This is a genomic window from Streptomyces sp. NPDC000880 (assembly GCF_053599675.1).
This window is the reverse complement of the sequence record NZ_JBSFMS010000003.1, coordinates 45,545-58,482: the sequence shown is the minus strand read 5'-3', so window position 1 is coordinate 58,482 and position 12,938 is coordinate 45,545. Positions and strand designations below refer to the sequence as shown.

Annotated in this window: 17 protein-coding genes; 1 reads left to right on the top strand and 16 read right to left on the bottom strand. The window is 70.7% G+C overall.

Going from position 1 to position 12,938, the window contains the following annotated elements:
• Positions 1 to 130 precede the first annotated feature (130 nt).
• The 11 genes from lgt to hisI form a co-directional block, all read right to left on the bottom strand.
• On the bottom strand, positions 131 to 1,090 hold the full coding sequence (gene lgt / locus ACWDO5_RS01940) for a prolipoprotein diacylglyceryl transferase (RefSeq protein WP_450527560.1): 960 nt from the start codon (positions 1,088 to 1,090) through the stop codon (positions 131 to 133).
• 138 nt (positions 1,091 to 1,228) lie between these two features.
• On the bottom strand, positions 1,229 to 2,065 hold the full coding sequence (locus ACWDO5_RS01935; protein WP_450527558.1) for a DsbA family protein: 837 nt from the start codon (positions 2,063 to 2,065) through the stop codon (positions 1,229 to 1,231).
• 63 nt (positions 2,066 to 2,128) lie between these two features.
• Positions 2,129 to 2,944: a tryptophan synthase subunit alpha gene (trpA, locus tag ACWDO5_RS01930; RefSeq protein WP_450527556.1), complete on the bottom strand. Its 816-nt coding sequence runs from the start codon at positions 2,942 to 2,944 to the stop codon at positions 2,129 to 2,131.
• Entirely contained in the window at positions 2,941 to 4,236 is a 1,296-nt protein-coding gene (trpB, locus tag ACWDO5_RS01925; RefSeq protein ID WP_450527555.1) for a tryptophan synthase subunit beta, read from the bottom strand. The genes trpA and trpB overlap by 4 nt, the downstream gene beginning before the upstream one ends.
• Positions 4,237 to 4,568: 332 nt before the next feature.
• Complete coding sequence (gene trpM, locus ACWDO5_RS01920; protein WP_450527554.1) at positions 4,569 to 4,841, bottom strand: tryptophan biosynthesis modulator TrpM; 273 nt, start codon at positions 4,839 to 4,841, stop codon at positions 4,569 to 4,571.
• Positions 4,842 to 4,849: 8 nt separating this feature from the next.
• Complete coding sequence (gene trpC / locus ACWDO5_RS01915) at positions 4,850 to 5,659, bottom strand: indole-3-glycerol phosphate synthase TrpC (RefSeq protein ID WP_450527552.1); 810 nt, start codon at positions 5,657 to 5,659, stop codon at positions 4,850 to 4,852.
• Positions 5,660 to 5,809: 150 nt separating this feature from the next.
• On the bottom strand, positions 5,810 to 6,247 hold the full coding sequence (locus ACWDO5_RS01910) for a DUF2752 domain-containing protein (protein WP_450527625.1): 438 nt from the start codon (positions 6,245 to 6,247) through the stop codon (positions 5,810 to 5,812).
• Positions 6,248 to 6,368: 121 nt separating this feature from the next.
• Positions 6,369 to 6,647 (bottom strand): HGxxPAAW family protein, encoded by a 279-nt coding sequence (locus ACWDO5_RS01905; protein ID WP_450527551.1) that lies wholly within the window; start codon positions 6,645 to 6,647, stop codon positions 6,369 to 6,371.
• Between the two features lie 119 nt (positions 6,648 to 6,766).
• Positions 6,767 to 7,402 carry a TIGR02234 family membrane protein gene (locus ACWDO5_RS01900; RefSeq protein WP_450527549.1) on the bottom strand — a complete coding sequence of 212 codons (636 nt, stop codon included), beginning with the start codon at positions 7,400 to 7,402 and terminating at the stop codon, positions 6,767 to 6,769.
• Positions 7,403 to 7,427: 25 nt separating this feature from the next.
• Positions 7,428 to 8,945 (bottom strand): anthranilate synthase component I, encoded by a 1,518-nt coding sequence (locus ACWDO5_RS01895; protein ID WP_450527547.1) that lies wholly within the window; start codon positions 8,943 to 8,945, stop codon positions 7,428 to 7,430.
• 11 nt (positions 8,946 to 8,956) lie between these two features.
• Positions 8,957 to 9,322, bottom strand: a complete 366-nt coding sequence (gene hisI, locus ACWDO5_RS01890; RefSeq protein ID WP_450527545.1) for a phosphoribosyl-AMP cyclohydrolase — start codon at positions 9,320 to 9,322, stop codon at positions 8,957 to 8,959.
• A 122-nt stretch (positions 9,323 to 9,444) separates the two neighbouring features.
• On the opposite strand from hisI, the gene ACWDO5_RS01885 reads away from it, so the two are divergent.
• Entirely contained in the window at positions 9,445 to 10,080 is a 636-nt protein-coding gene (locus ACWDO5_RS01885; protein WP_450527544.1) for a TIGR03085 family metal-binding protein, read from the top strand.
• Between the two features lie 79 nt (positions 10,081 to 10,159).
• Here ACWDO5_RS01885 and hisF read toward each other — a convergent pair whose 3' ends face one another.
• From hisF to ACWDO5_RS01860, 5 genes are read right to left on the bottom strand one after another with little or no spacing between them, the layout of a single operon-like run.
• Entirely contained in the window at positions 10,160 to 10,915 is a 756-nt protein-coding gene (gene hisF / locus ACWDO5_RS01880; RefSeq protein ID WP_450527542.1) for an imidazole glycerol phosphate synthase subunit HisF, read from the bottom strand.
• Positions 10,912 to 11,322, bottom strand: a complete 411-nt coding sequence (locus ACWDO5_RS01875; RefSeq protein ID WP_450527541.1) for a RidA family protein — start codon at positions 11,320 to 11,322, stop codon at positions 10,912 to 10,914. Before ACWDO5_RS01875 ends, hisF begins: the two co-directional genes overlap by 4 nt.
• On the bottom strand, positions 11,319 to 12,044 hold the full coding sequence (gene priA / locus ACWDO5_RS01870) for a bifunctional 1-(5-phosphoribosyl)-5-((5-phosphoribosylamino)methylideneamino)imidazole-4-carboxamide isomerase/phosphoribosylanthranilate isomerase PriA (protein WP_450527539.1): 726 nt from the start codon (positions 12,042 to 12,044) through the stop codon (positions 11,319 to 11,321). Before priA ends, ACWDO5_RS01875 begins: the two co-directional genes overlap by 4 nt.
• Complete coding sequence (gene hisH / locus ACWDO5_RS01865; protein ID WP_450527537.1) at positions 12,044 to 12,685, bottom strand: imidazole glycerol phosphate synthase subunit HisH; 642 nt, start codon at positions 12,683 to 12,685, stop codon at positions 12,044 to 12,046. The genes priA and hisH overlap by 1 nt, the downstream gene beginning before the upstream one ends.
• Positions 12,682 to 12,849, bottom strand: coding sequence for a hypothetical protein (locus tag ACWDO5_RS01860; RefSeq protein ID WP_450527536.1), 168 nt, complete (start codon positions 12,847 to 12,849; stop codon positions 12,682 to 12,684). The genes hisH and ACWDO5_RS01860 overlap by 4 nt, the downstream gene beginning before the upstream one ends.
• Positions 12,850 to 12,938 lie beyond the last annotated feature (89 nt).

Here is a 12,938-nt window from a genome sequence, read left to right as displayed (position 1 = left end):
GAATGGAGGAATGGAGGAATGGAGGAATGGAGGAACAAGGAGCGGACGAGAAACGCACGAGGCCGCCTGGACCCTCTCGGTCCCGGCGGCCTCGTCGCGCAAGTCACGCGGGTCGCGCAAATGCCCGCGGTCAGCCCTTCTTGGCCGACTCCGCGTCCGCGCCTGCGTCCGAGTTCTCCGCGGCAGCCTCGTCCCCGTCCGCCGGGTCCTTTGCCGGGGCGCCCGCAGCGTCGTCCGCCTCCGGCTGCGCAGCCGCCGCCTTCGCCGGCTTGTCGGACCTCTCCGGCTCGACGATCTCCTCGCGCCCGGGCCGCACCCGTGCCGAGATCACCATGTACGTCACCGCCAGTACGAAGACGATGATCGAGGTCCACACATTGAGGCGCAGCCCCAGCACGTGGTGCGCCTCGTCGACCCGCATGTACTCGATCCAGGCCCGGCCCACGCAGTACGAAGCGACGTAGAGCGCGAACGCCCGGCCGTGTCCCAGCTTGAAGCGCCGGTCGGCCCAGATGACCAGCAGCGCGACGCCGATGCACCACAGGGACTCGTACAGGAACGTCGGGTGGTAGAGACCCGCCTCGCGGTTCGTACTCTCGGTGATCTTGAGTGCCCACGGCAGATCCGTCGGCTTGCCGTACAGCTCCTGGTTGAACCAGTTGCCCCAGCGGCCGATCGCCTGCGCTATGGCGATGGCGGGCGCGAGGGCGTCCGCCCAGGCCGGCAGCGGGATCCCGCGGCGGCGGCAGCCGATCCAGGCGCCGACCGCGCCCAGCGCGATCGCGCCCCAGATGCCGAGGCCGCCCTCCCAGATCTTGAAGGCGTTGACCCAGTTCTCACCCTCGCTGAAGTACAGCTGGTAGTCGGTGATCACGTGGTACAGCCGACCGCCGACGAGACCGAAGGGCACCGCCCAGACGGCGATGTCGGCCACAGTGCCGGCCTTGCCGCCGCGAGCGATCCAGCGCTTGTTGCCGTACCAGACGGCCGCGAAGACACCGATGATGATGCAGAAGGCATAGCCGCGCAGCGGGAGCGGTCCGAGGTGGATCACTCCGGTCGACGGGCTGGGAATGTAGGCAATTTCCATGGCAGGACCGACGCTACCCTGCCGGGTGGGACCTGCGGCAACCCACCCCGCAACGTCTGGATAACGAGCCGCGTCCCGGACGTACGTCGATGCACGCCGATATGCACCGATGTACGCCGGGAGGCCGCCCGGAAGCCGTCAGGAGGAGGCCGCACCCGGACTCGGCGTGGACCGCTCGGTGCCCGGCTTCTTGCCCTTGTTCGCCTCTTGGACCCACTTCTTGAAGTTGGCGACGGAAATGTGCTCGGCGCCCTTCTGCGGGAAGACGGACTCCCCGTTGAGCAGCACGGTGGGGGTACCGCGGAAGCCGCCGTTCTGGAAGGCGGCGTTCGACTTGGCCACCCAGCTGTTGTGCTTGCCGTCCTCCACACAGCTGCGGAAGTCGGGGGTGTCCAGGCCGTCGACCTTGCCCGCGAGCTCGATCAGCCTGCTGTTATTGGCGAAGGCGTCGTCCGTCTCCGGCGGCTGGTTCTGGTACAGCACGTCGTGATACGGGACGAATTTCCCTACGTCCTGCGCGCACGCCGCGGCGTTCGCCGCGTGCAGCGAGCCGCTGCCGCCCATGTTCCCGTCGATGATGGTGGCGAGGTGGTACTCGATCTTGAGCTGGCCCGCCCGCTCCAGCTCGTGGATGGTGTCCCGGAAGGCGTTCTCGAAACTGGCGCAGGCAGGACAGCGGAAGTCCTCCCACACGGTGAGCGTGGACGGGGCGTCGCTCGCGCCCACCGGGATCGCCAGCTGGTCCTTGCCCTGCACGCCCGCGGGCGCGAGGAGCGGACCGGTGCCTGAGCCGCTGTCCTTCTTCCCGGCGTTCGCGGCGATCACGCCGACGACGGCGGCAAGGCCGAGGACGCCGACCACCGCGGCGGAGACGATCAGCAGCCGCCGTCGTTTCTCGCGCCCCTTCTCCGACTCACGTTCCCGTTGGAGCCGCTCGCGCGCGGTCCGCTTCCGTTCCTGGTTCTTCTCGCTCACATCCCGCAAACGAACCGGGGAGGCATGTGCATGCCTCCCCGGCCCCAGATCCACCCTTATGAGCTACGCGTTCCGGCGCACGCCTCCGGCGAGCTCGGCCGCCAGTTCCCGCACCGCCACCAGGCCCGCGGCCTCATCCGGTGCGTCGAGGAGCCGCTTCACGAACGCGGACCCCACGATCACACCGTCCGCAAAGGAAGCGACCTCGGCGGCCTGCCCGGGGTTGGAGACGCCAAGGCCCACGCAGACCGGCAGCTCGGTGGTGGCGCGGGTGCGCCGCACCAGGTCCTGGGCCTGCGCGCCCACCGACTCACGGGTGCCGGTCACGCCCATCAGCGAAGCCGCGTACACAAAGCCGGAACCGGCCGCCGTGATCTTCGCCAGCCGCGCGTCCTTGCTGCTCGGCGCGACGACGAAGACCGTGGCGAGGCCGTGCTTCTCGGCGTGCTCGCGCCACACGCCGGCCTCCTCGACCGGCAGGTCGGGCAGGATGCAGCCGGCGCCGCCCGCGTCGGCGAGCTCGGCGGTGAAGCGCTCGATGCCGTAGCGGTCGATCGGATTCCAGTACGTCATCACGAGGACCGGCTTGCCGGTGGCCTCGTGCGCCTCGCGGACCGTACGCATCACATCGGCGATCTTGACGCCGCCGCGCAGGGCGATGTCGTCGGCGGTCTGGATGACGGGGCCGTCGAGGACGGGGTCGCTGTGCGGCAGTCCGACCTCGACCACGTCAGCGCCGCCGTCCAGAGCGGCCTTGACCGCCTCGATGCCGCCGTCGACGGTCGGGAAGCCGGCCGGGAGGTACGCGATGAGCGCCGCCCGGTTCTCGTCCCTGGCCTGCGCCAGCGTGTCGCTCAACAGCTGAATGTTGCCGCTCACTTCGCGTCCCTCCTGATCTCGGCGTAGTTCTCCGCGGAGGCGTCGGCGGAGACCTTCGCGTCCCCCTCGCCGTCGTAAAGCCCGAAGTAGCGGGCGGCGGTGTCCATGTCCTTGTCGCCGCGGCCGGACAGATTGACGACGATCAGCCCGTCCTTGCCCAGTTCCCGGCCCACTTCCAGCGCTCCGGCCAGCGCGTGCGCGGACTCGATGGCCGGAATGATGCCCTCCGTACGTGACAGCAGCCGCAGCGACTGCATGGCCTCGTCGTCGGTCACGGCGCGGTACTCGGCCCGGCCGCTGTCCTTGAGGTACGAGTGCTCGGGGCCGATGCCGGGGTAGTCGAGCCCTGCGGAGATCGAGTACGGCTCGGTGATCTGGCCCTCCTCGTCCTGCAGGACGTACGACCGCGATCCGTGCAGAATGCCGGGCTCGCCCGCGGTCAGGGTGGCCGCGTGCTCGCCGGACTCGATTCCGTGGCCCGCGGGCTCGCAGCCGATGAGCCGTACGGACGCGTCCGGGATGAAGGCGTGGAACAGCCCGATCGCGTTGGACCCGCCGCCGACGCAGGCGACGGCCGCGTCCGGCAGCCTCCCGGCCCGCTCCAGGATCTGGCGGCGGGCCTCGACGCCGATGACCCTGTGGAAGTCGCGGACCATGGCGGGGAAGGGGTGCGGTCCGGCGACCGTACCGAAGAGATAGTGCGTACGGTCCACATTGGCGACCCAGTCGCGGAACGCCTCGTTGATGGCGTCCTTCAGGGTCCGGCTGCCGGAGGCCACCGGGATTACCTCGGCGCCGAGCATCCGCATCCGGGCCACGTTCAGGGCCTGGCGCTGGGTATCGATCTCGCCCATGTAGATGGTGCACTCGAGGCCGAAGAGCGCGCAGGCGGTCGCGGTCGCGACGCCGTGCTGGCCGGCGCCGGTCTCGGCGATGACCCGGGTCTTGCCCATGCGCCTGGTGAGCAGCGCCTGGCCCAGCACGTTGTTGATCTTGTGCGAGCCGGTGTGGTTGAGGTCCTCGCGCTTCAGGAAGACCCGCGCCCCGCCGGCGTGCTCGGCGAACCGGGGCACCTCGGTGAGGGCGCTGGGGCGGCCGGTGTAGTTGACCATCAGGTCATTGAGCTCGGCGGCGAAGGCGGGGTCGGCCTTGGCCTTGTCGTACTCGACGGCAACCTCGTCGACCGCGGCGACGAGCGCCTCGGGGATGAACTTGCCGCCGAAGGCGCCGAAGTAGCCTTTGGCGCTGGGTACTTGACCCTCCGGGTCCGGGATGAAGAAGTCGCTCGACATTGCGACGTGCTCCTTGTCGGGGCGTCTGCCCCAGAAGTTCTGGTATGCGGGGGACACGGTATGCGCGTGCGCGGGTGACCGGCGGGGCTTTGTTCCCCTACCCGCCCCTTCCCGTAACCGGGGCTCCGCCCCGGACCCCCGCTCCTCAATCGCCGGAGGGGCTGAATTCAGCCCGTTGGGGGTCCCCCCGGACGAAGTCTGGGGGAGATTGAGGACACTCCCCCGTCCCCCTGCGGGCGCAGGGGGACCCCCAGAAGGGCGTACGGGGGGCTGGGGGCTTGCCCCCCAGACACGGGAAGGGCGGGTAGGTGAAAGCACCCGCCGGAGACCGCCTAGCGGCAGTCGCACGCGCGGACCGCGCGCCATCGCATGCCGTTGACCTGGCCCGGCTCGGAGCCGATGACATACCGCACCCGGCGGCCGTGCACCCGGCGGGCGGGGGCCCGGCAGCCGCGGGGCTTGCAGCCTCGGGCCAGCCGCGCGTACGGGTCGCGTGCAGCGGCGAGCGCCGCGCCACGGGGAGCCGTGACCGTCCTGCACACGTCGCCCGCCGCCGGACGCGACGGCATCCGGTACTGCGGGGCGACAAGGCCTACGGCGGTCATGGGGACGGTCAGCTCCGTCCGTGACGCAGGGCCGGGTGCGCGCCCGCGGCAACCAGGTCGGCGACCGCCGACTTCGGGTCGCGGCCGGTGACCAGGGACTCGCCGACCAGCACCGCGTCGGCGCCCGCGTTCGCATAGGCGATCAGGTCGTGCGGACCGCGCACACCGGACTCGGCGATCTTGACGATGTGCGCCGGAATCTCGGGGGCGACGTGTTCGAACGTCGAGCGGTCGACCTGCAGCGTCTTCAGGTCGCGGGCGTTCACGCCGATGATCTTCGCTCCGGCCTCCACCGCGCGCTCGGCCTCGTCCTCGTCGTGCACCTCGACCAGCGGGGTGAGCCCGATCGACTCGGCGCGCTCGATCAGCGAGACCAGGGCCTCCTGCTCCAGCGCGGCGACGATCAGCAGGACGAGGTCGGCGCCGTACGCCCTGGCCTCCCACAGCTGGTAGGCGGTGACGATGAAGTCCTTGCGCAGCACCGGGATGTCGACCTTGGCGCGGACTGCTTCGAGGTCGGCGAGCGAGCCGCCGAAACGGCGCTGCTCGGTCAGTACGGAGATGACGGCCGCGCCGCCCGCCTCGTAGTCGGCGGCGAGCCCGGCCGGGTCGGCGATCGCGGCCAGCGCGCCCTTCGACGGGCTGGAGCGCTTGACCTCGCAGATCACGTGGACTCCCTCGCCACGCAGCGCGGCGACGCCGTCCTTGGCCGCAGGAGCCTTCGCGGCGCGCTCCTTGAGCTCGTCGAGGCTCACACGCGCCTGCCGCTCTGCGAGGTCGGCGCGCACGCCTTCGATGATCTCGTCGAGCACACTCACGCGAGCGGCCCCCTTCCGGGACAGTTCAGATGGATCAGGATCAGCCATGTCGATGGTATCCGCAGGAGGGCCAAGGGCTCGCATCCGGTTGACGCCCTTCCCGCCACCTGTGACTTCGCGGGTCTGAGGTCGTTCCCCTGACCTGCACAGTCACGGCGCGAGCGCAGAGCCGAAAGGCAGGTTCCTGATCACACTGAAAACCAGCAGAACACCACCGAGCGACCACCACCACACCGGCGCGACCGCGATCCGCAGGGGCACGCCCCGTACGGCGCGAATCAGCCACAGCACCCACACTACGGCGAAGATTCCGTAGCCCACGACGGCGATGGCATTGGCCCCGAGCGCGGTGGTCAGATCGCCGTGGATGAAGGCGTGGGCGCTGCGCAGCCCGCCGCAGCCCGGGCAGTAGATCCCGGTGAAGCGGAGCAGCGGGCAGACCGGGTAGTGGCCCGGTTCGCCTGGATCGACCGTGCCGACGTACGCGAAGGACGCGGCGACCCCGGCGAGGGTGGCCAGGGGTGTCGCCAGTCTCCGTGCGAGCGGCGCGGGGCCGGGGTCGCGGGCGGGTGCGGCGGAGGAAGGCATGGCGTCCACCCCGTGATTGTCGCCGTTGATACCGAAAGACGCATGCGGAAAAGGCGCATACGCAGAGGCGCAGCCCGGCAACGCTGGGCTGCGCCTCTCAGCGTGGAGCCGTACGGCAGGCTCAGGAGGACGCCTGCGCCGTGGCGGGCTGTGCCGTAGCGACCTGCGGCTGGCCCGCCTGCTCCGTCGCCACCTGGGCCTTCGACTCCTTCGGCATGCCGAGCCCGGCGGCCTTCATGGCTGCACCGACGACGCCGCCGAGGAGGATCACGGCCACTCCGGCCCAGAAGCCGAGCGGATTGGCCGCCACCATGAAGACGCCTGCGATACCGAAGCCGATGAAGGCGATGGTGACACCGGTCCAGGCGGCCGGGGTGTGTCCGTGGTTGCTGCCCGCCATGAGTTTGCTCCTCGTTTCTGATGCTCTGCTGAATGCTCTGCGGTGAGCTTCCGCTCTCCCCTCAGCCGGACGCTCACATGCCATTGTCCCGTACGCCGGGACATGCTCCGATCTGGGGGTCACGCTTCCCGCGTCGGGTCCTCGCCGCGGTCCAGGGCCTTCCACAGGTCCTCGGGCCGGTCCGGGTCCACGACCGGGGCCTTGCGCGGCCGGGGGGTGCCGTCGCGCTCGTACCGGCCGGACATCGTGGGCCACTGCTTGCCGTACCGCAGCGCGAGCAGGCCCGCGAACAGGATCAGCAAGCTGCCCGCCACGGTCACATAGGGCCAGGCGGTGTGGGTGAGCGCCTCGACCGTGGCGGCCGCGTCGCCGGTGGTCTGCGCCGCCTTCTCGTCGAGGGCCGCGCTGTCGGAGGCCCCGAAGAAGGCGGCGAGCGCCGCGCCCGCGCCGCTCAGGGCGAGCAGTGCGGAGACGAGCAGCCGGCCCGCGCTGCGGACCGCGAAGACGGCGACGAGGGCGGCCAGGCCGACGATGGCGAGCGCCGTCGGGACACCGGTGACATCGCTGCCTACGGCGTCGAGCGGCAGCGTGCCGCCGCCGACGGCTGCCGTGCCCTCGGCCCAGATCTGGCCGGCGGCGAGCAGCACGACGGTCGCGCCGACGGCGCCGAGGAACAGAGCCGCGGCGAGGCTGCGGCGGCTGCCGGTGGCGGATGCCGAGCCGACGCGGGGCTGGGGTACGGGTACAGCGCTCACGTACCCACTATCCCTTACCGCCCGGTCAGCTGTTGAGACGGTTCGCGGTGTGGACGGCGCGGAGCACCGCGGCCGCCTTGTTGCGGCACTCGGTGTCCTCGGCGACCGGGTCCGAGTCGGCCACGACACCCGCTCCGGCCTGCACGAACGCCGTGCCATCGCGCAGCAGCGCGGTTCGGATGGCGATCGCGGTGTCGGAGTCACCGGCGAAGTCGAGATAGCCGACGCAGCCGCCGTACAATCCGCGCCGCGAGGGCTCCAGCTCGTCGATGATCTGCATCGCGCGCGGCTTGGGGGCGCCGGAGAGGGTGCCGGCGGGGAAACAGGCGGTCAGCACGTCGAAGGCGGTACGGCCCTCGGCGACCTGGCCGGTCACCGTCGAGACGATGTGCATGACGTGGGAGTACCGCTCGATGGACATGAAGTCGACGACCTCGACGCTGCCGGGCTCGCAGACCCGGCCCAGGTCGTTGCGGCCGAGGTCGACCAGCATCAGGTGCTCGGCGCGCTCCTTGGGATCGGCCATCAGCTCGTCGGCGAGCACCTGGTCCTCCTGCGGGGTCGCGCCGCGCGGCCGGGTCCCGGCGATGGGGTGGACCATGGCGTGCCCGTCCTCGACCTTGACGAGCGCCTCGGGGCTGGAGCCGACGACATCGAAGCCGTCGAAGCGGAAGAGGTACATGTACGGGCTTGGGTTGGTGGCCCGCAGTACGCGGTAGACGTCCAACGCGGTTGCCGTGCAAGGGGTTTCGAACCGCTGGGAGGGCACCACCTGGAATGCCTCGCCGGCCCGGATGCGCTCCTTGATGTCCTTGACGGCGTCCTGGTAGTCCTCGCCGCCCCACAGCGCGGAGAACTCCGGCAGCTCGGAGGGCGGCAGCACGGCGGGCGCGGAGGCCAGCGGCCGTGCGAGATCGGCCTCCATGGCGTCCAGGCGCGCGACGGCGTCGGCGTATGCCTCTTCGACGCCGGTGTCGAGGTCGTTGTGGTTGATCGCGTTGGCGATCAGCAGGACGGTGCCGTCCCAGTGGTCGAGCACGGCGAGGTCGGAGGTGAGCAGCATGGTCAGCTCGGGGAGCTTCAGGTCGTCGCGCTCGCCGGGGCCGATCTTCTCCAGCCTGCGGACGATGTCGTACCCGAGGTAGCCGACCATGCCGCCGGTGAAGGGCGGCATTCCGGAGGCGAGGTCGCGCGTGGAGGTACCTCCCACGCCGCTAGGCGTGGGAGGAGTGTGCAGCGCCTCGACGGTGGAGCGCAGGGCCTGCAGGGGATCCCCGTCGACCGGAACGCCGACCGGCGGAGTGCCGAGCCAGTGCACCTGGCCGTCACGTTCGGTGAGGGTCGCGTCGGAACGTACGCCGATGAAGGAGTACCGGGACCAGGATCGGCCGTTCTCGGCGGACTCCAGCAGGAAGGTGCCTTCGCGCTCGCCGGCGAGCTTGCGGTAGAGCCCGACCGGGGTGTCGCCGTCGGCGAGGAGCTTTCGGCTGACGGGGATGACACGGCGGTCGGCGGCGAGCTTGCGGAAGGTGTCGAGATCCATGGCGCCCGACCCTACTTGCCCAGCAGGAGTACGTCGGCGTCGAAGCAGGTGCGGTCCCCGGTGTGGCAGGCGGCGCCGACCTGGTCGACCTTGACGAGGATCGCGTCGGCGTCGCAGTCCAGGGCGACGGACTTGACGTGCTGGACATGGCCGGATGTGTCGCCCTTGACCCAGTACTCCCGCCGGCTGCGCGACCAGTAGGTGCAGCGGCCGGTGGTCAGGGTGCGGTGCAGGGCCTCGTCGTCCATCCACCCGAGCATCAGCACCTCACCGGTGTCGTACTGCTGGGCGATGGCCGGAACCAAGCCGTCTGCGCTGCGTCTGAGGCGGGCGGCAACGGTGGGATCGAGGGAGCTGGCGGGGACACTGCTGGTCATGTGGCCATTGTGCCGTGCCCGGCGGGGGCGGCGGGCGGTGCGTCCACTGGGCGGACCCGGCGGGGGCGGCGGGCGGTGCGTCCACTGGGCGGACCCGGTGCGGCCGCCGTAGGCTGGCGAACATGTCGACCCATGCCAAGCGTGAACGGCTTCTGCTCGCCGACCTGTTGGAAGCTACGGGCCCCGATGCTCCCACCCTGTGCGAAGGCTGGAGGACCCGAGATCTGGCCGCCCATGTGGTGGTGCGCGAGCGGCGGCCGGACGCGGCGGGCGGCATTCTGCTCGGCGCGCTCAAGGACCGGCTGGAACGGGTCCAGGCGGAGTTCGCCGCGAAGCCGTACGAGGAGCTGATCCAGCTGATCCGTACGGGACCGCCGCGGATGTCCCTGTACGGGATCAAGCAGCTCGACGAGGCGGCCAACACCGTCGAGTTCTATGTGCACGCCGAGGATGTGCGTCGGGCGCAGCCGGACTGGACGCCGCGGGAGCTGGACCGGGTCTTCGAGGACGCCCTGTGGTCGCGCCTTGAGAAGGCGGCCAGGCTGCTGGGCCGTAAGGCGCCGGTCGGGCTTGTGCTGCGGCGTACGGACGGACAGACGGCGGTCGCCCACCGCGGCACACCCGTGGTGACGGTGACCGGGGAGCCGGGTGAGCTGACGTTGTTCGCCTTCGGGCGGCAGGACGTGGCGAAGGTGGAGCTGGAGGGCGACAAGGACGCGATCACGCGGCTGCACGAGGCCGAGGCGTTCGGGATGTAGGTCACCCGGTCACCCGTACGGCCACAGCAGCGATGACGCGGCGGCGTCGGAACCGGTGGGCCACGCCAGTTCCTCGAGGTCAGCGGACGGGGTGCCCCGCCTCGCGCAGGGCGTCCTTGACCTGGGAGATACGCAGATCGCCGAAGTGGAACACCGAGGCCGCCAGCACGGCGTCCGCGCCCGCCGCGACGGCCGGGGGGAAGTCCGCCGACTTGCCCGCGCCGCCGCTCGCGATGACCGGGACGGTCACGTGCTTACGGACCGCCGCGATCATCTCGATGTCGTAGCCGTCCTTCGTGCCGTCGGCGTCCATCGAGTTGAGCAGGATCTCGCCCGCGCCCAGCTCGGCGGCCCGGTGGGCCCATTCGACGGCGTCGATGCCGGTGCCCGTGCGGCCGCCGTGCGTGGTGACCTCGAAGGAGCCCTCGGCAGTTCGCCGCGCGTCGACCGACAGCACAAGCACCTGGCGGCCGAAGCGCTCCGCGATCTCGCGGATCAGCTCGGGGCGGGCGATCGCCGCGGTGTTCACGCCCACCTTGTCCGCGCCCGCGCGCAGCAGCTTGTCCACGTCGTCGGCGCTGCGCACGCCGCCGCCCACGGTCAGCGGGATGAAGACCTGCTCGGCGGTGCGGCGGACCACGTCGTACGTCGTCTCACGGTTGCCGGACGAGGCCGTGATGTCGAGGAAGGTCAGCTCGTCGGCGCCCTCGGCGTCGTACAGCTTGGCCATCTCGACGGGGTCGCCGGCGTCGCGCAGATTCTGGAAGTTGACTCCCTTGACGACCCGGCCGTTGTCCACGTCCAGGCAAGGGATGACTCGGACCGCGAGGGTCATTCGGCACCTCCTCGGTAGGCCTCGACCTCGACCTCGACGACCAGGCTCGGCTCGACGAAGCCGGAGACGATGAGCATCGACGCGGCCGGACGGACCTCGCCGAACAGGTCCTTGTGGGCGCGGCCGACCTCGTCCACGTCCCGGGCGTGCGTGATGTACATCCGCGTACGCACGACGTCTTCCCGGCCGAGGCCCAGCTCCTTCAGCGCGTCGAGAGCGACACCGAAAGCGGTCACCGCCTGGTCGTACGGCCCGCCCGCGGCGATCTGGCCGCCCACGACGGAGGTGCAGCCGGAGACCAGGACCAGGCCGTTCGGCAGCTGGACGGCGCGGGAGTAGCCGAAGGCCTCCTCCCACGGCCCGTCCGAGCCGATACGCCGCACGGAAGCAGAGCCGGAATCAGTCATGCCGACACCACCGCGATCGCCTCTTGGAGGGTGAATGCCTCCGCGTACAGCGCCTTGCCGACGATGGCGCCCTCGACGCCCGCGGGCACCAGCGAGGCGATCGCCCGCAGATCGTCGAGCGAGGAGACGCCGCCGGAGGCGACGACCGGCTTGTCAGTGGCCGCGCAGACGTTCTTCAGCAGCTCCAGGTTGGGGCCCTGGAGGGTGCCGTCCTTGGCGATGTCGGTGACGACATAGCGGGCGCAGCCCTCGGAGTCGAGCCGGGCGAGCGTCTCGTAGAGGTCGCCGCCGTCGCGGGTCCAGCCGCGGCCGCGCAGCGTCGTGCCGCGTACGTCCAGGCCGACCGCGATCTTGTCGCCGTGCTCGGCGATGATCTTGGCGACCCATTGGGGGGTCTCCAGCGCGGCCGTCCCCAGGTTGACCCGGGTGCAGCCGGTGGCCAGCGCGGCGGCGAGCGAGGCGTCGTCGCGGATGCCCCCGGAGAGCTCGACCTTGATGTCCATCGCGCCGGCGACCTCGGCGATCAGCGCCCGGTTGTCGCCGGTGCCGAAGGCCGCGTCGAGGTCGACCAGATGCAGCCACTCGGCGCCCGCGCGCTGCCAGGTCAGGGCGGCCTCCAGCGGCGATCCGTACGACGTCTCCGTACCGGACTCACCGTGCACGAGGCGCACGGCCTGGCCGTCGCGGACGTCGACGGCGGGGAGGAGTTCAAGCTTCGGCATTACAGCGTCTCAATCCAGTTGGTCAGCAGCTGGGCGCCGGCATCGCCGGACTTCTCGGGGTGGAACTGGGTCGCCCACAGCGCGCTGTTCTCGACGGCGGCGACAAAGCGCTCGCCGTGCGTGGCCCAGGTGACCTGGGGCGCGCGGATGGCGGGGTTGGTGACTTCCAGGCTCCACTCGTGCACGGCATAGGAGTGCACGAAGTAGAACCGTGCATCGGCGTCGACTCCGGCGAAGAGCCTGCTGTCGGCCGGCGCTTCGACGGTGTTCCAGCCCATGTGGGGAACGATCGGGGCCTTCAGCGGGCCGACCGTGCCGGGCCATTCATCGAGGCCCTCGCTCTCCACGCCGTGCTCGATGCCGCGCGCGAAGAGGATCTGCATGCCGACGCAGATGCCCATGACCGGGCGGCCGCCGGAGAGCCGGCGGCCGACGATCCACTCGCCGCGGGCCTTCCTGAGGCCTTCCATGCAGGCGGAGAAGGCGCCGACGCCGGGGACGAGGAGCCCGTCGGCGTTCATGGCCGTGTCGAAGTCACGGGTGATCTCGACGTCCGCGCCGACGCGGGCCAGCGCCCGCTCGGCGGAGCGGACATTGCCGAATCCGTAGTCGAAGACGACGACTTTCTTCGGAGTGCTCATGCCCAGATCCCCTGGATCCGCAGGACGCCGGCAACCAGGCACATCACGGAAGCGATGGTGAGAAGCACGATCAGGCCCTTGGGCATCTTCTGCCTGGAGAAGGAGTACACACCGCCGGCGAGGAAGAGCCCGACGACGATGAGAACGGTGGAGAGGCCGGTCATGGGGTTACTGCGCCCTTCTGGTTCGCTTCTCCGCCCGCGCGGCGCAGAGGTGCCACTATCGCTGTCGCCTGCGGCCCGGCGGCCGCGCG